Origin of the sequence: Allobosea sp. LjRoot90 (genome assembly GCF_964254315.1) — a bacterium.
Taxonomy (GTDB): domain Bacteria; phylum Pseudomonadota; class Alphaproteobacteria; order Rhizobiales; family Beijerinckiaceae; genus Allobosea.
On the sequence record NZ_CAXUTF020000001.1, the window covers coordinates 440288 to 456322 of the forward strand.

Here is a 16035-nt window from a genome sequence, read left to right on the forward strand (position 1 = left end):
GCCCGGAAGCGCGCCTGAGGGCGCGGGGGGCAGCGGCTGCGCTAGTAACATCCTCGCAACCACGTCCGATCAGAGCCGTTTAACCTGAACGCGCGTTCAGATTTGCGTGTTAACCACCTGATCACGGGCCCGGCGCATCGTCTTCATACGACAGGGACAAACCGACACAAAACAACGTCGGACAGGGGTTGAACAATGATCGGCCATGAACTTCGTGAATTCGTCGATCGCGTGATGGACAAGCACGCGATCGACGATGAAGACGTCCGAGTTCTTCAGCGCGAAATCTTGCACGAGGTCGTGCTGACTCGCGACATCATTGACGTGCTGGTGGCGCTCGACCGCGCTGTCGCCGACAAATCGCCGCTCTTCGCCGATGTGCTGCTGGCGTTCTGCGTCGACTTCTCGGTCTGGGAAAGCCGCCCGACCGGCAAGATCGATCGCGACAAGGCGCACTGGCTGGTGACGACGCTTTCGGCGGGGCAGGGCCCGACGCCGCTGGCGCAGAAGATCGCCTTCGAGGTGGTGCGTGAAGCCGAGATCTGCGACGAGGCGCTGGTCAGCTTTGCCCTGCGCAAGGCCGATGCTCGGCTGCCGCTCGGCTTCACTGCGCAGCGTGTGCTGCTTGCGAGCTGACGCCGCCTGACAGAACGGAGCGCCTGCGCCCGGCTGCCGCCGGGCGTTTGCGCACGTTACAAAACTTTCGCATCAGTGGACGGATGCGCTTGCCTCCCGTAAATCCCGCACTGCACAGTGAAGGCACCGGGTCTGGGGGAAGCCACGCATGTTCTCGAAGATTCTGATCGCGAACCGTGGCGAGATCGCCTGCCGCGTCATCAAGACGGCCCAGCGCATGGGCATCAAGACGGTGGCGGTCTATTCCGATGCCGATCGCGACGCGCTGCATGTCGAGATGGCCGACGAGGCCGTGCATATCGGCGCCGCGCCCGCCGCCGAATCCTATCTCCAGATCGACAAGATCATCGCCGCCTGCAAGCAGACCGGGGCGGAAGCTGTCCACCCCGGCTACGGCTTCCTCTCCGAGCGCGAGGCGTTTGCCAAGGCGCTGAAGGAGAACGGCATCGTCTTCATCGGCCCCAATCCGGGCGCGATCGCCGCGATGGGCGACAAGATCGAATCGAAGAAGGCGGCGGCCGCCGCCAAGGTCTCGACGGTGCCGGGCTATCTCGGCGTCATCGAGACCCCCGAACACGCCGTGACCATCGCCGACGAGATCGGCTATCCCGTGATGATCAAGGCGTCGGCCGGTGGCGGCGGCAAGGGCATGCGCATCGCCCATTCCGCCGGCGAGGTGGCGGAAAGCTTTGCCCGCTCCAAATCGGAAGCGGCGTCCTCCTTCGGCGACGACCGCGTCTTCGTCGAGAAATTCATCGTCGACCCGCGCCATATCGAGATTCAGGTGCTGGGCGACAAGCACGGCAACGTCATCTATCTCGGCGAGCGCGAATGCTCGATCCAGCGCCGCAACCAGAAGGTGCTCGAGGAGGCGCCGTCGCCGCTGCTCGACGAGGCGACGCGCCGCAAGATGGGCGAGCAGGCCGTCGCGCTCGCCAAGGCGGTGAACTATGACAGCGCCGGCACGGTCGAGTTCGTCGCCGGCCAGGACAAGTCGTTCTATTTCCTCGAGATGAACACGCGCTTGCAGGTCGAGCATCCGGTGACGGAGATGATCACCGGCATCGACCTGGTCGAGCAGATGATCCGCGTCGCCTTTGGCGAGAAGCTCGCGATCGGCCAGAGCGACGTGAAGCTCAACGGCTGGGCCGTGGAATCCCGCGTCTACGCCGAGGATCCGACCCGCAACTTCTTGCCCTCGACCGGCCGCCTCGTGACCTATCGCCCGCCGAGCGAGGGGCCGGATGGCGACGCGACCGTGCGCAACGACACCGGCGTGTTCGAAGGCGGCGAGATCTCGATCTATTACGACCCGATGATCGCCAAGCTGGTGACGCATGCGCCGACGCGCGAGGCGGCGATCAAGGCGCAGGCGCGCGCGCTCGATGCCTTCGCCATCGACGGCATCCGCCACAACATCCCCTTCGTCGCGGCGGTGATGCAGCATCCGCGCTGGATCTCGGGCAATATTTCGACCGGATTCATCGCCGAGGAGTTCCCTGAGGGCTTCTCGCTGCCGCAGCCGGAAGGCGAGGTGGCGCTGCGCATGGCGGCGATCGCGATCGCCTGCGACCACCGGCTCAACGCCCGCAAGCGCCATGTCTCGGCGCAGATGGAGGGCTGGCGCAAGGTCGAGTTCGAGCGCACCCGCATCGTCTCGCTCGGCGGTGAGCGGTTCGAGGGCGAAGTTACGGAACAAGGCGGGGCGGTGACGATCGCCTTTGCCGGCCGTGAGCTGACCGTCATGAGCGATTGGCGCCCAGGCGAGCCGGTCTGGCGCGGCACGCTCGACGGCGTCGCCATCGCGGCGCAGGTCCGGTCGATCCTGAACGGCGTCGCGCTCGGCCATGCCGGCGCCTATGCCAACGCCCATGTCTACACGCCGCGCGAGGCGGAACTGGCGGCGTTGATGCCGGAAAAGGTCGCTGCCGATACTGGCAAGGTGCTGCTCTGCCCGATGCCGGGCCTGGTCAAGGCGCTGCTCGTCACCGTCGGCCAGGAGGTCAAGGCGGGCGAGGCGCTCGCCATGGTCGAGGCGATGAAGATGGAGAACGTGCTGCGCGCCGAGAAGGACGTCACCATCGCCAAGATCCTGGCGAAGGAAGGCGATTCGCTGGCGGTAGACGCGGTCATCATGGAGTTTGCGTAGGTTTTCCATACCAGTCGTCCCGGGCGACCGAAGGGAGACCCGGGACCCATTCCGGAACCTCTCTCGGGAAAGCTTCGGAATGGGGCCCGGATCGGCGCCGCTTCGCGGCTTGTCCGGGACGACGAACAGGGGCAGGAGCTCCTCGTGATCGACGGGAGGATGTCATGCTGACGATCTGGGGGCGGATCAGCTCGATCAATGTCCAGAAGGTGGTCTGGGCCGCCGGCGAGGTCGGCCAGCCTTTCGAGCGTATCGATATCGGTGGCAAGTTCGGCGGCAATCGCGAGCCGGCCTATCTCGCCAAGAACCCGAACGGGCAGATTCCGACACTGGAGGACGGCGAGATCGTCATCTGGGAGTCGAGCAGCATCGTGCGTTACCTCGCCGCCCGCTATGGCGCCGGCTGGATCTGGGAGGAGGATCCGGCCAAGAGAGCGGATGCCGATCGCTGGATGGACTGGATGCTCTCCGAGCTACAGCCTTCGATGACACCGGCCTTCTGGGGGCTGATCCGGAAGACGCCGGGCTATACCGAGCCAGCGGCGATCGAAGCCTCGATCGCCAAGGCCGAGGCCAAGCTCGACATCCTCGAGGCCCATCTTTCAGGGCGGAGCTATCTCGCCGGCGAACGCTTCGGCATGGCCGACATCACGGTGGCGCCGGGCGCGCATCGCTGGCTCAACATGCCGGTGCCGCATAAGGACTGGCCCAATATTCGACGCTGGTATGCGCATGTCTCGGCGCGTCCGGCGGCCGGTCCGGCCCTGCCGTTGCCGATCACGTGAGGGCGGCAGAGCGCGCTTGACCCGGCCGATTTGGTCGTCATGATCGCCGCCATGCGCGGTTTTCTTGCCATTTCCCTCGTCTCGACACAGCTCGGCTGCATCGCTGCGCTCGCACAGGCACCGACCAACCCAGTGCAGTCAGGCGATCGTGTGCAGGTGGCGAACTGCGTCCGGCAGGGAATGACCGCGAGCCCGGGCTGCATCGGCCTCGTCGCCGTGCCCTGTGTCAGCGCCGCTTCGGCAAACGACCGGGCCCAGGCCGAGATCGCCTGCGCCCGGCGCGAGGAGGCGGTCTGGCGCGAGCGATTGACGCTGGCAGGTGCGGCGCTGGAGCGTTCGCTCGACGCCGGGGCGCGCAGCCAGTTCGCCGCGCTGCAGGTCGCCTGGCAAAGCTACGCCGTCCAGAAATGCGCCTTCTACGGTGCGTCCCAGCCGCCGGCGCGCTCGGCCGGGCTGCAGGCCGGCTGCGAATTGCGCGAGGTTGCCGAACGGGCGCTTGAGGTCGAGCGCTTCGCAGCACGCCAGACGCGTCGTCCGCCGGCACAGCCGCCGCAAATCATCCGGTAGGAATAGGGCTCGTCATGCTCGGGCTCGTCCCGAGCATCTCAGGCCGGATGGGACACTGAAGGCTCCTTCTTGTCCTGAGATTCTCGGGTCTGCGCTTCGCTTCCCCCGAGAATGACGGCGGTGGCCGCCGCCCTCATTCACCGCAACGTGATCGCAATCTCGCACCGAACCTCGACCGCCCCGGGCCGTTTCATAACGGCCTGTCAGCTTTCTATGCGTAAGGGGAGGCGGGTCTGTTCAAGAAAATCATGTTCTTCACCCTCTCAAAGATCCTCTGGTTCCTGGCCTCGCCGGTGAACCTCGCCATCGGCGGGCTCGTGCTGGCGAGCCTGCTCGCCTTCACGCGCTTTTCCGGGCCGGGACGCTGGCTCGGCCTCGTCTGCGTATTCGTGCTCGGCCTGCTCGCCTTCAGCCCGCTGCCGCGCATCCTCGTCAGGCCACTCGAGGATCGCTTCCCGCAGCAGGCGGTGAATTCCGGCAGGGTCGACGGCATCATCGTGCTCGGCGGCTCGATCGGCGTGGCGCGCGAGGACATCGTGCTCAACAATGCCGCGGCGCGGATGACCAAGGCGGTCGAGCTTGCCCGCGCCCATCCCGAGGCGAAGCTGGTCTTCACCGGCGGCGGCGCCAATCTGCTCTCGCCGGTGGTGAAGACCGAGGCCGACGGCGCGCGATTGCTCTTCCTCGGTCTCGGCCTGCCGGAGAACCGGCTCGTCCTCGAGGACAAGTCGCGCAACACGGTCGAGAACGCCGTCTTCACCCGCCGCCTCGTCGATCCCAAGCCCGGTGAGCGCTGGCTGCTGGTGACCTCGGCCTGGCACATGCCGCGTGCCATGGGCGTGTTCCGCAAGGCGGGTTTCCAGGTCGAGGCCTTCCCGGTCGACTTCCTCTCCAGCGGCGAGCGGGCGGATTTCCTGCGGCCCTATCGCAAGGCGGCGCGCGGGCTCGATATCGCCGACGACGCCTTCAAAGAGTGGGCCGGGCTCGTCGCCTATTACCTCGCCGGCTACACCGATGCGCTGTTTCCGGGGCCGGTGGCGGCGAAGGCGATCCGCTAGGACGGCGGCCTTTCCCGGCTGATCGCGTCAATCAGCAGCTTCGCGGCGACTTCCGCCCCGTCGCTGCGGATCGTGCGCGCCACGGCGGTCGCCCGTGCTCCGGTTTCCGGCGACAGCGCCTTGGCCAATGCTGCCGACAACGACTCGAAGGTCGGCGTCGGACCGTCATGTGCGGCGCCGATGCCCAATTCTGCCACCCGGCCAGCCCAATAGGGTTGGTCGACGATCTGCGGGACGATCACCTGCGGCGCGCCAGCGCGGGTTGCCACCGTCGTGGTGCCTGCGCCGCCATGGTGCATGACCGCCGCCATCCGGGGAAACAATGCCTGCTGGTTGACGTCGCCGGTGATGAAGCAATCCTCCGCGTCGTCGCCCAGTGCGAGGTCGGCCCAGCCCCGCAGCAGGACCGCGCGGCGGCCCTGCGCCCGGATCGCCTCGATCGCCACGCGGGCGGCATCCCTTGCCGACTGCATGAACATGCTGCCGAAACCGACATAGATCGGCGGTTCGCCTGCCTCCAGGAAGGCCATCAGCTCCGCTGGAAGCGGGCGCTCGTCAGGCAATATCCAGGCACCGGTCTGCACGGCGTCGCAGAGATCCGTGGGCCGCCACGGCCACAGCACCGGGTCCGATGCCAGCCACGGGCGCGTGGTGAAGACATGGTCGCGGGCATTGTCGACCGGTGGCAAGCCGACCGACGCGCGGTGCGTCCTGAGCGCTTCGCCGAACAGCGCATTCATGGTCCGGATATTGAAATCCCACAATGCGCGGTTGTCGGTCACCTCCGGCGGCAAAGGATGGCCGGGATAGGGGAATGGCCGATGGTGGTGAGATGGCAGGAAGAGCGGGCAGAAGGTGACGTGATGATAGGAGAGGCCGGTCAGCTCGGCGACTGACCGTGCGGCACTCGCAGACGGGAACAGGCCGGTCGCCACCATCGCATCGCAGCCCTCGGCTGCCGTGCCGATGGCGGCGAACTGCGCAGCCATCATCTCGGATGCGAGCCTGTGGAAGTCTGCCCCCGACGAAGGCTTTGCCCGCTCGCTCACCCATTGGCGTATCGGCATGAAGGCCGGCGCCGACGGCACGCCGGCCCGTGCGAGCAGCTCGACGAATTCCTGATCCGGCGGCGCAGACACCACGGCTTCAACGCCGAGAACCTGCAATTGCACGGCAAGCGCCACGAGTGGCTCGACATCGCCGCGCGAGCCGTAAGTCGATAATAAGACACGCATTTTGCTACTCCCTTTGGCCTGAGGTTCAGGCTGAGGGCAGCGTTCCTAGGACATGGAGGGGGGCTTGCCGCAAGCCCCCGGGCGCGTTAGACGACGATAGTGGCAAGGAGCGGAAGCGCTTCTTGGCCCTCTCCGCTGCAGTTGCGACCGCTCTTTGCGAGCTGGCGACGCAGCCCCGGACAACCTCCCCGACCATCCGGCGATTTTGCGAAACGTGTGTGGCATAGCGCCGTCCGAAGACGGCGGTTGCAGCGCGACGCGAGTCCCGTTGCCTGTCGCGACGGCCCTATCCCTGATCGGCCGGATCATCGCCCGGCAGGCGCAGGCGGTAGACGCCGCGAAAATCGTCGGGATCGACCGGGCGTCCTTTTCGGGTGATCACCAGTTTGCCGTCCTTCATCAATCGCACGGCGACCCGGCGGATTGGCTGCATCAGCGGCCCCCAGCCATCGGGATGGTCGCCGCCAATGGCGCGGGCGATATCCATCGGCGAGGTGGTCCGGTCACTCCGCTCGGTGGTGAGGCGCAGGATCGTCTCGGCGAGCTCGTCATCTGTCGGTGTGGTCATGCCGCTTGCTGAGCCGGCGGACGGATTTCGTCAAGCGGCGCGGCGCCCTGCACCGACGGCCGCTGCCGAATCCGAGGCGAATTGCCGGCGCCACATCACCGTCAGTACCGCTGCGGTGGCGATCAGGAAGAGCCAGGGCGAAATGAACCAGCCGAGATAGGCCAGCGCAAAGAAGAAGGCGCGCTGGCCGCGGTTGAAGTGCAGCCCGGCGACGACGTTCATCGCCACCGCCTCGCGCGCCGCGGCGATCGTCTCCGGCTTGTCGGCTTCGGTCCATGACGGGATCGCGCCGATCAGGATGGCGCAATAGTTGAACAGCCGGTAGCTCCAGCTGAACTTGAAGAAGGCATAGGCGAAGATCACCGCGAGGCCGATCACCTTGATCTCCCAGGCGGCGCGGGTCGTCGTCGTGGCGAAGGGCAGGTCGGCGAAGACCTGGACGACGCGGTCGGCCGATTGCAGCAGCGTCAGTGAGCCGCCGATGGCGATCAGCGAGGTCGAGGCGAAGAAGGCAGTGCCGTTCTGCAGGCCATTCATCACCTGCGTGTCGATGATGCGGTTCTCGCGCTTCACCGATTCCATGATCCAGCGCTCGCGGCGCTGGTTCATCAGCGTGTTCAGGCTGCGCCTGGCGTGCGGACCGGTCTCGACGGCCAGCAGGTAGCCGATCCAGGCGGCGGCGAAGAAAGCGATGGCGATGACATCGAGCATCCCGAATCCAGCCATGAGCCCCTCCTGGCGGCAGATTGGCGGGCGTTGTTAATGTGAGCAACCGGATTTGCAGCGATGCAGTGAGGCGTCGGTATTCCCTTCCCCCCGCTTGCGGTGGGGAAGGGTTAGGGATGGGGGGCCGGAAAGCCGCGTATGGGCCTTCTTTTCATGTTGCGTCGAGCGGAACTGCCCCCCACCCCGGCCCTCCCCACCGCAAGCGGGGGGAGGGAGAAGGTGCGAATTGACGCCAGCTGCGGCAGCCGCCACTTTGCCGGCCTCGCGCAGGAGGACCGGCGATGCCGCAGACGATCACCAAGGGCTACAAGGCGCTGCTGGCGGAGGCGGAAGCTGCGATCAAGACGCTGTCGGTCGAGGAGGCGAAGGCGCTGGCCGGGCGTGAGGACATCGTCTTCGTCGACCTGCGCGATCCGCGCGAGCTCGAGCGGGAAGGGCGCATGCCGGGCGCCTTCCATTGCCCACGCGGCATGCTGGAATTCTGGATCGATCCGGAAAGCCCCTATGCCAAGCCAGTCTTCCAGGAGGACAAGCAGTTCGTCTTCTTCTGCGCCGGCGGCTGGCGTTCGGCGCTCGCCGCCAAGACGGCGCAGGAGATGGGCCTGAAGCCGGTCGCGCATGTCGCTGGCGGCTTCGGCGCCTGGAAGAAGGCCGGCGCTCCCTTCGATGCGCCCGAGCCGAAGCAAGGCTGAGCCCACAGCTTGTCCCATATCCTGATTGTTCTGGCGGTTGTCGCCTTCCTGTTCCGCAAGCCGCTCGGCCGCCTGATCGCCAGGCAGTTCCCGGACCGGGCGAAGCGCCAGCGCGTGCTCGGCACGGTCATCGCGGCGTTCCTGCTGGTGATCGGGATGAGGCTGTTGGCGCTGTTCTGGTAGGGGTCGAAAACTCTGCTTCCGCTAAGTGCGAGGTTGATTCATGCCAGCCTCTGCTAGGAATTGACCTTCCAAGTAATCGATAGCGACCCGAAGCCCCCCGATCTCTAGCGCCTTCGCGTGCTCGACGGCTTGTGCTGGCAAGATGGCACGGAGAAGCTGATCGCAACCGCGATCCTCTCGCCAGCTTATGAATCGGTGCTCCTTGTATGAGTTGGTCAGGAGTAATGCTGCGCGGCCATATATGCCGTGCAGAACGAAGAAGATGGACCACAAGCGATGAGTAATGAATGGACGTTGGGTTGACGCGTCGTTGGCGCCTGCATTGGCGAGCTTGCGGAGGGCTATGTTCATATCACTGTATTCACGAACGCAGTCCGCGATATGAGCGTACTCTCTGTCTCTGAAGTACGCGTTAAGCTCTTGAATGGTAAGGATGGTGTCGATGAAGACGACACTTCCAAACTCACTGCTTAGGTTGCGTACCACTCGCCATAGATGTTCGACTGCCTGTATCTGTCGCTGATGTGTCAGGTGAGTTGTGGATGGCGCGCTCTGCACCGTGATATTTGAGGCGTTCACTGTGTAGGCTGATAGCCCACCGCTTTGGCCGACATTCATAACAGATTGCACAAATAGCTCAGCTACTGCTGCGGCCTCGGCATCTGGAATCGGAGCCGATTGAGATTCGTGTGCGACCTTAATCTTGCTAAGGCGGTCTACCGAGTACGCCTCTTCGTCATCATCAATCACCGTGTGGTGAATGGGGCACATCAGGATGAGATTTTCATACGCGTGCCGTTCTACGCCGACCTGGGCCGGATCAAAACGCGCGCTTCCAGGTCGTGCACCTCTGATGTGGCACACCTCGCCAGTCAACGTCCCGTTCAGCGCTAGCGGAGCGCGGCATTTGGGAAAGGCACATCGGTTTCCTGAACGAGCGAATAGAAGCTTGATATCTGTGATACCTGGGCCGCTGGCAGCCACTTAACTCTCCTCAAATTGCTCCATCTGGGACGGCGTGCGGAGCCTGAGCCAGTTGTTCTCGCGGATGTTGAACTAGCGCACCATAGCTTTGGAACTGCTCTGCACCGAACTCGCGCGCGTCGCCAAACATCGTGACCGCAATGCGAAGTCCGATCGGTTTCGGCTGCAACCGCCCCATGCATTGAACGCGGCTTGCACAATAAGCGGGCATGCGGCATGTTGCCTGCCTTGGCTCCAACTCAGGAAAGGGAGGGCTGAATGCGTTTCAATACCATCGTCGCTCCCACCATGCGGTCCCGCCACCACTAGGTCGGATCAGCACGAGGCCCGCCTTTGCGGCGGCTCGAGCCAGCATTTCCCATCGCGTTTTCTGAAGTCGCGGCCGCGGTCGCGCTTCGCCTGAATTTGGAGCCGGTCTCGTCGGGGCCGGATGCTTTCATGTCTCTTTCTCCCAAGAAGGAACGGCAAGAGCCGTTCCGGGCCGTTCTCGGCTTTACTTTTTCGCATTGGGGCCGCCAACGCTGGCGCGTCGCCGGCGTGGTCCTCACCGTGATGGCGGCGACCGCTGCCGACCTGTTCATGCCGCTCTATGCCGGGCGGCTGGTCGATGCGGTCGCCGGCGAGCGGGCAAGCGGGCTCGACGCTGCACTCGCGGCGCTCGTGATGATGATCGCGCTCGGCGCTGGCACGGTGTTCTTCCGGCACCTGTCGTTCATCGGCATCACCGCGATGACGCTGCGGACCATGGGCGACGTGGCGCGTGAGGCCTTCGCGCGCCTGCAGCGCTTCTCGACCGACTGGCACGCCAACAACTTTGCCGGCTCGACAGTGCGCAAGATCACCCGTGGCATGTGGGCGCTTGACCTGCTCACCGACACGATCGTGATCGCGCTGCTGCCGTCGCTGATCGTGCTCCTCGGCACGACGATGCTGCTGGCCTGGCACTGGCCGGCGATGGGCGCGGTCGTCTTTGCCGGCGCAGTGATCTACTGCGCCGTGACGATGGTGCTGTCGCTGCGCTTCGTCGCGCCGGCGGCGACGCTCGCCAACAGCTGGGACACCAGGCTGGGCGGCGCGCTGGCGGACTCGATCTCGTGCAATCCGGTGGTCAAGGCCTTCGGCGCCGAGGCGCGCGAGGACCAGCGCCTGACCGGCGTGCTGGCGAAGTGGGCCGGGCGAACGCGGCGGACCTGGGTGCGCGGAACCTGGTCGGGGACCGCACAGCAGATCGTGTTGCTGGGCCTGCGCGCTGCGGTGATTGGTCTGGTGATCTGGCTCTGGGCCAATGGCCAGGCCACGCCCGGCGACGTCGCCTTCGTGCTGACCAGCTATGCCGTCGTGCATGGCTATCTGCGCGATGTCGGCCAGCACGTCCACAATCTCCAGCGTTCGGTGAACGACATGGAGGAGATGGTGGCGATGCACGCGCTGCCCTTCGGCGTGCCGGATCGTCTGGGTTCTACGGCGATGGACGTGACCGCCGGCGAGATCGCCTTCGAGCGGGTGACCTTCCACTATGGAGGCCACATCGAGCCGCTCTATCGCGACTTCTCGCTGACGATCAAAGCCGGCGAGAAGGTTGGCCTGGTCGGGCGCTCCGGCTCCGGCAAGACGACCTTCGTCAAGCTGGTGCAGCGGCTCTACGACGTCACCGATGGACGCATCGCCATTGACGGGCGCGACATCGCCTCGGCGACGCAGACGTCATTGCGTGCGCAGATCGCGATCGTGCAGCAGGAGCCGGTGCTGTTCCACCGCTCGTTGGCGGAGAACATCGCCTATGGCCGACCCGGCGCCAGCATGGCGCAGATCGAGCAGGCGGCGATGCTCGCCAACGCGCATGAGTTCATCATGCGCCTGCCCAAGGCCTATGGCACGCTCGTCGGCGAGCGCGGCGTCAAGCTCTCGGGTGGCGAGCGGCAGCGTGTCGCGTTGGCGCGGGCCTTCCTGGCCGACGCGCCGATCCTGATCCTGGACGAGGCGACCTCGAGTCTCGATTCGGAATCGGAGGCGCTGATCCAGGAGGCGATGGAGCGGCTGATGGAAGGCCGCACCACCATCGTCATCGCCCACCGGCTCTCGACAGTGCGCGCCATGGACCGCATCCTGGTCTTCGACCGCGGCGAGGTCGTGGAAGAGGGCCGGCACGAGACGCTGCTGACCCATGACGGCGGCATCTACCGGGCGCTGTTCGAGAAGCAGGTCAGCGAGCTCGCCAAGGGGCTGGCTGTCTGAACCGCCAATGCCGTGCCGCCCCCCGCTGGGGCGGCACGGCGCTTTTGCCAATGGTTGCTGGTCTGCGGCGTCGGTTCCGATGCCGGAGAAAATCAGGCGCTATACCCCTGCTTTTGCTTATGGATTTATTGCGAAACCCGCATTCCGCTGTCGGGAGCGGGCCCCTAGCATCACGGCCGATGATTGGGGGGCTTCATGGATCGTCGTAGTTTCGGTATCGCATTGGCTGCCGCGATGGCCGCGCCGCTGGCCGCGCGGGCGCAATCGCCTGTTTTCCTCGACTACACGCAGGATGCGCTCGACAAGGCCTATGATCAGCGCGTCTGGGCGCCGAACGCGCAAGAGGTGATCGCCCGCTACGCCAGCGACAGCGCCGCGGTTCGACAAAAACATCCGCCGAAGACGGAGCGCTACGGCGAGAGCGAGGCGGAGACGCTCGATGTCTTCGCGCCGTCCGGCGCCAGGGACCTGCCGGTGATGGTGTTCATTCATGGCGGCGCCTGGCGCGCGCTCGGCCGGGAGGACGCCTCGGCGCCCGCACCGACCTTTGTCGAGAACGGCTGTCTCTATGTCGCGCTGAACTTCGCCAACATCCCGGCGGTGCGCCTGCCCGAGATGGCGGCGCAGTGCCAGCGGGCGCTCCTCTGGCTTCACAAGAACATCGCGCGCTTCGGCGGCGATCCGCAGCGCATCTTCGTCTCCGGCCATTCTTCCGGCGGGCACCTTTGCGGCGTCATGCTGACGAGCGACTGGCCGGCGCTGGGCGGTCCCAAGGATCTGATCAAGGGCGGCGTCGCGATGAGCGGCATGTACGAGCTCTATCCGGTGATGCTCTCGGCCCGCAGCTCCTACATCAAGATCTCGCAAGACGAGCTCGCGGCGCTCAGTGCGATGCGCCATCTCGACCGAATCGCCTGCAATGTCATCGTCGTCTTCGGCGACAAGGAGAGCCCGGAATTCCAGCGGCAGTCCAACGAGTTTGCGACGGCGCTCGCCGGGATGGGGCGCCTGAAACGGCGGATCGTGCTGCCCGGACGCAATCACTTCGTGGTGCCAGAGGAACTCAACGACGCGAAGACCGAACTGTCCCAGGCCGTCCTGGCGATGATGAAGGCCACCAGCTGAGGGGCACAATCAGACCAAGGATCAGCCGGGCTGGCAGCAGCCGGACAACAGGGCGCCCTTGTACCAGACCGAGATCGACAGCGGCTTGTTGTCGTCGCTGGCGGTCACCGAGCAGGTTTCGTGGCTGATGACGGCACTGATGTCGGCCTTCGGCTCGAAGATAACGCCGGCAATCAGCGTCGTGTTCCGACTCTGCTGCATGGTGAAGGGGGAGGTGGAGGCCTCGCCATCGCCATCCGAGAAGCGGGCTTGGCCATCGGCCCCAAGCCTCAGGCTCCAATAGGGCTCATCACCGCCGCAGGAGAGCGGGGCCGCCGGCGTTTCCGGCGAGCGGATAGGGACTGCTTCGGCCGTCGGTACGGCCAGGAGCATCGTGATGATCGCGGCCAGGATTGGCTTCATGGCTGTTCCACTCTTGAAGAGATGCGTCGACGCTGGTCGCAAACAATGGCATGCGCCGCCACCGAAGGGGCAGCGGCGCAGGAACATTGGCTAGTCGCGTCTACGCAGTCTGTTCCTCGTTCTCAGAGCGGCGGCGGCCGAGCCAGAAGAACAAAGCGGAGCCGAGGATGCCGATCACCCCGGCGCCGGCGCCGACATAGATCATCTCATGGTCGAGATCGGCCTGCTTGGCGGCGTCGCCCTGGATGATCACCGAGTCCTTGCCCGGCTCGTCCGGCAGATATTTGATCGGCAGGGTCGAGACCGTCAGCTTGTCGTTGGTGATGATGCGGCTGGCGAACTCGGTCGACACCGAGATCTTCTCCGCCGTGCGGTCCTGGCCGTTCTTGTCCTTCCAGGCGAGGTCGATCGAGTAGCTGGTGCCGCCGCGGCGCCGCTTGGTGCGGGTCGCGCCCTCGACCGAGGCCTGCGCCTCGATGCCTTCTGCGGCGATCTTCCTGACGCGTTCGCCATCCTGCCAGCTGAAGAAGGCGAGGACGGGCCCGCCGATCGCTGCGATCAGCAGCAGCCATTTGATCTTGCCGGCGATCCAGCCGATGATTCCGCTCATTGGAGCCTCCATCGAGACAGTTCGGGGAAGGGAGCCCGGATCCCGTCCGGACGCTCTTCCGCCTGTCCCGGCCAGCACGACTTTCGCGGTTGGAAAGGCTCACGCATGGCGTGCATGCGCCAGCGTCATCTTACGAGATTCGAACTATCCAGACGGCTTGCCGGCGCGGATCGTCGCGTTCGGCGTCGCCGCGCGCGGCCTGACGCCGGCGACCGGACCGGCGGGCAGCGGTTCGCTCAGCTCCCGAGTTGACGGCTTGTCTTCCTGTATCGGCTTGCTCAGAAAGCGATTCATCCCAGCGAGGTAAGTCTCTGGCAGGTCCCAGCTTCTGGCGCTGGTGATGATGCTTTCGAGATAGCCCGGGCGAGGCCGGCCGATGTCGCCGCTGCGTCCGACATAGATCAGCGCCCGCTTCGCGCCGCCCTCGACGATGACCGGCTGGCTGATCTTGGCGTAGAGGCCGCTGGCGAGCTCCTCGAACTTGTCGAGCGTGCGGATGTCGCCGAGCGCGCAGTCCCAGAGCACGCCATGGACGCTCTCGCGCGGATCGCGGATCACCGAGGCGTAGCCGTCGGTGGTGACGATGAAGCGATGGCGCGGCAGCCGGGCGAGGCCGAGCGGCTTCGAGCGCGGGCAGCGCTGCGCCATGCCGGCGATGTCCATGTTCAGGCCATAGGCGAAGTAGAGGGGCATAGGCTCGTCCGCTTGGTCGCAGAGCGCAGGGAACCCCTCTCCCGTATGGGAGAGGGGCAGGGGTGAGGGACTGCGGCTGATTACTGGAGCGCAACGGTGCCGCTGCGCCTTCAGCGGATAGGGCAGGCCCTCATCCGGCGCTCCGCGCCACCTTCTCCCATCCGGGAGAAGGACGAAAGCGCCGCGCTTCTCCCCTCACTTCGTCTTGTTGAACAGCTCCCGGCCGATCAGCATGCGCCTGATCTCGCTGGTGCCGGCGCCGATCTCGTAGAGCTTGGCGTCTCTTAGCAACCGCCCGGTCGGGTAGTCGTTGATGTAGCCGTTGCCGCCGAGCAGCTGGATCGCGTCGAGTGCCAGCTGCGTCGCCTTCTCGGCCGCGATCAGGATGGCGCCGGCGGCGTCCTCGCGGGTGGTCTCGGCGCGGTCGCAGGCCTTGGCGACGGCGTAGACATAGGCCTTGCACGAGTTCATCGCGACATACATGTCGGCGACCTTGCCCTGGACGAGCTGGAACTCGCCGATCGATTGGCCGAACTGCTTGCGCTCGTGGATATAGGGCAGGACGATGTCCATCGCCGCCTGCATGATGCCGAGCGGGCCGGCCGAGAGCACGACGCGCTCATAGTCGAGCCCGCTCATCAGCACGTTGACGCCGCGGCCGACCGACCCCAGCACGTTCTCCTCGGGAACCTCGCACTCATCGAAGACGAGCTCGCAGGTGTCGGAGCCGCGCATGCCGAGCTTGTCGAGCTTCTGATGGGTCGAGAAACCCTTCATGCCCTTTTCGATCAGGAAGGCGCTGATGCCGCGCGTGCCGGCCTCCGGATCGGTCTTGGCGTAGACCACCAAAGTCTCGGCGATCGGGCCGTTGGTGATCCACATCTTGTTGCCGGTCAGGACATAGCGGTCGCCCTTCTTGACCGCCTTGGTCTTCATCGAGACGACGTCGGAGCCTGAGCCGGGCTCGGACATGGCGAGCGCGCCGACATGCTCGCCAGAGATCAGCTTGGGCAGGTACTTCTGCTTCTGCGCCTCGTTGCCGTTGCGGGCGATCTGGTTGACGCAGAGATTGGAATGGGCGCCGTAGCTGAGGCCGACCGAGGCCGAGGCGCGACTGACCTCTTCGATCGCGACGCAATGCTCGAGATAGCCGAGGCCGGCGCCGCCATATTCCTCAGGGACCGTGATGCCGTGCAGGCCGAGCGCGCCCATTTGCGGCCAGAGATCGCGCGGGAACTGGTTGGTCTTGTCGATCTCCTCGGCACGCGGCGCGATCTTCTCCTGCGCGAAGGCATGGACGGTGTCACGGATCGCGTCGGCGGTCTCGCCGAGGTCGAAATTGAAGGGGCGGGGCGCGTTGGCGAGCATGGTATCCTCCCGGCTTGGA

17 protein-coding genes are annotated in these 16035 nt (G+C 65.5%); 9 read left to right on the forward strand and 8 right to left on the reverse strand.

Annotated elements, in window-relative coordinates; translation table 11 throughout:
* Window positions 1–195: 195 nt before the first annotated feature.
* The 5 genes from ACSQ3M_RS02130 to ACSQ3M_RS02150 all read left to right on the forward strand — a co-directional run bounded on the left by ACSQ3M_RS02130 (window position 196) and on the right by ACSQ3M_RS02150 (window position 5195).
* On the forward strand, window positions 196–636 hold the full coding sequence (locus tag ACSQ3M_RS02130) for a hypothetical protein (protein WP_436148416.1): 441 nt from the start codon (window positions 196–198) through the stop codon (window positions 634–636).
* A gap of 148 nt (window positions 637–784) precedes the next feature.
* Window positions 785–2785 carry an acetyl-CoA carboxylase biotin carboxylase subunit gene (locus tag ACSQ3M_RS02135; protein ID WP_436148417.1) on the forward strand — a complete coding sequence of 667 codons (2001 nt, stop codon included), beginning with the start codon at window positions 785–787 and terminating at the stop codon, window positions 2783–2785.
* A 164-nt stretch (window positions 2786–2949) separates the two neighbouring features.
* A complete protein-coding gene (locus ACSQ3M_RS02140; protein ID WP_436148418.1) occupies window positions 2950–3570 on the forward strand; it encodes a glutathione S-transferase family protein in 621 nt (206 codons plus the stop codon).
* Between the two features lie 51 nt (window positions 3571–3621).
* A complete protein-coding gene (locus tag ACSQ3M_RS02145; RefSeq protein WP_436148419.1) occupies window positions 3622–4137 on the forward strand; it encodes a hypothetical protein in 516 nt (171 codons plus the stop codon).
* A gap of 248 nt (window positions 4138–4385) precedes the next feature.
* On the forward strand, window positions 4386–5195 hold the full coding sequence (locus ACSQ3M_RS02150) for a YdcF family protein (RefSeq protein ID WP_436148420.1): 810 nt from the start codon (window positions 4386–4388) through the stop codon (window positions 5193–5195).
* Here ACSQ3M_RS02150 and ACSQ3M_RS02155 read toward each other — a convergent pair.
* The 3 genes from ACSQ3M_RS02155 to ACSQ3M_RS02165 all read right to left on the reverse strand — a co-directional run bounded on the left by ACSQ3M_RS02155 (window position 5192) and on the right by ACSQ3M_RS02165 (window position 7724).
* The gene (locus ACSQ3M_RS02155) at window positions 5192–6430 is read right to left on the reverse strand and encodes a glycosyltransferase (RefSeq protein WP_436148421.1); all 1239 of its coding nucleotides are present in this window, start codon (window positions 6428–6430) and stop codon (window positions 5192–5194) included. The two genes, ACSQ3M_RS02150 and ACSQ3M_RS02155, sit on opposite strands and share 4 nt — an antisense overlap.
* Window positions 6431–6716: 286 nt before the next feature.
* Window positions 6717–6998: a DUF3253 domain-containing protein gene (locus ACSQ3M_RS02160; protein ID WP_436148422.1), complete on the reverse strand. Its 282-nt coding sequence runs from the start codon at window positions 6996–6998 to the stop codon at window positions 6717–6719.
* Between the two features lie 30 nt (window positions 6999–7028).
* Window positions 7029–7724, reverse strand: coding sequence for a DUF599 domain-containing protein (locus ACSQ3M_RS02165; protein WP_436148423.1), 696 nt, complete (start codon window positions 7722–7724; stop codon window positions 7029–7031).
* Between the two features lie 281 nt (window positions 7725–8005).
* On the opposite strand from ACSQ3M_RS02165, the gene ACSQ3M_RS02170 reads away from it, so the two are divergent.
* Together ACSQ3M_RS02170 and ACSQ3M_RS02175 are read left to right on the forward strand one after the other, a co-directional pair.
* Window positions 8006–8416, forward strand: a complete 411-nt coding sequence (locus tag ACSQ3M_RS02170; RefSeq protein ID WP_436148424.1) for a rhodanese-like domain-containing protein — start codon at window positions 8006–8008, stop codon at window positions 8414–8416.
* Between the two features lie 9 nt (window positions 8417–8425).
* Entirely contained in the window at window positions 8426–8599 is a 174-nt protein-coding gene (locus ACSQ3M_RS02175) for a hypothetical protein (RefSeq protein WP_436148425.1), read from the forward strand.
* 21 nt (window positions 8600–8620) lie between these two features.
* Here ACSQ3M_RS02175 and ACSQ3M_RS02180 read toward each other — a convergent pair whose 3' ends face one another.
* Window positions 8621–9583, reverse strand: coding sequence for a hypothetical protein (locus ACSQ3M_RS02180; protein WP_436148426.1), 963 nt, complete (start codon window positions 9581–9583; stop codon window positions 8621–8623).
* 438 nt (window positions 9584–10021) lie between these two features.
* On the opposite strand from ACSQ3M_RS02180, the gene ACSQ3M_RS02185 reads away from it, so the two are divergent.
* Together ACSQ3M_RS02185 and ACSQ3M_RS02190 are read left to right on the forward strand one after the other, a co-directional pair.
* Window positions 10022–11818 carry an ABC transporter ATP-binding protein gene (locus ACSQ3M_RS02185; RefSeq protein ID WP_436148427.1) on the forward strand — a complete coding sequence of 599 codons (1797 nt, stop codon included), beginning with the start codon at window positions 10022–10024 and terminating at the stop codon, window positions 11816–11818.
* A gap of 195 nt (window positions 11819–12013) precedes the next feature.
* Window positions 12014–12943 (forward strand): alpha/beta hydrolase, encoded by a 930-nt coding sequence (locus ACSQ3M_RS02190; protein WP_436148428.1) that lies wholly within the window; start codon window positions 12014–12016, stop codon window positions 12941–12943.
* 21 nt (window positions 12944–12964) lie between these two features.
* Here the strand turns inward: ACSQ3M_RS02190 and ACSQ3M_RS02195 are convergent, their stop codons facing one another.
* The 4 genes from ACSQ3M_RS02195 to ACSQ3M_RS02210 form a co-directional block, all read right to left on the reverse strand.
* Entirely contained in the window at window positions 12965–13432 is a 468-nt protein-coding gene (locus ACSQ3M_RS02195; protein WP_436148429.1) for a hypothetical protein, read from the reverse strand.
* Window positions 13433–13445: 13 nt separating this feature from the next.
* A complete protein-coding gene (locus ACSQ3M_RS02200; RefSeq protein WP_436148430.1) occupies window positions 13446–13955 on the reverse strand; it encodes a hypothetical protein in 510 nt (169 codons plus the stop codon).
* A gap of 144 nt (window positions 13956–14099) precedes the next feature.
* The gene (locus ACSQ3M_RS02205) at window positions 14100–14648 is read right to left on the reverse strand and encodes a gamma-glutamylcyclotransferase family protein (RefSeq protein WP_436148431.1); all 549 of its coding nucleotides are present in this window, start codon (window positions 14646–14648) and stop codon (window positions 14100–14102) included.
* A 195-nt stretch (window positions 14649–14843) separates the two neighbouring features.
* Window positions 14844–16016, reverse strand: a complete 1173-nt coding sequence (locus ACSQ3M_RS02210) for an isovaleryl-CoA dehydrogenase (protein ID WP_436148432.1) — start codon at window positions 16014–16016, stop codon at window positions 14844–14846.
* Window positions 16017–16035 lie beyond the last annotated feature (19 nt).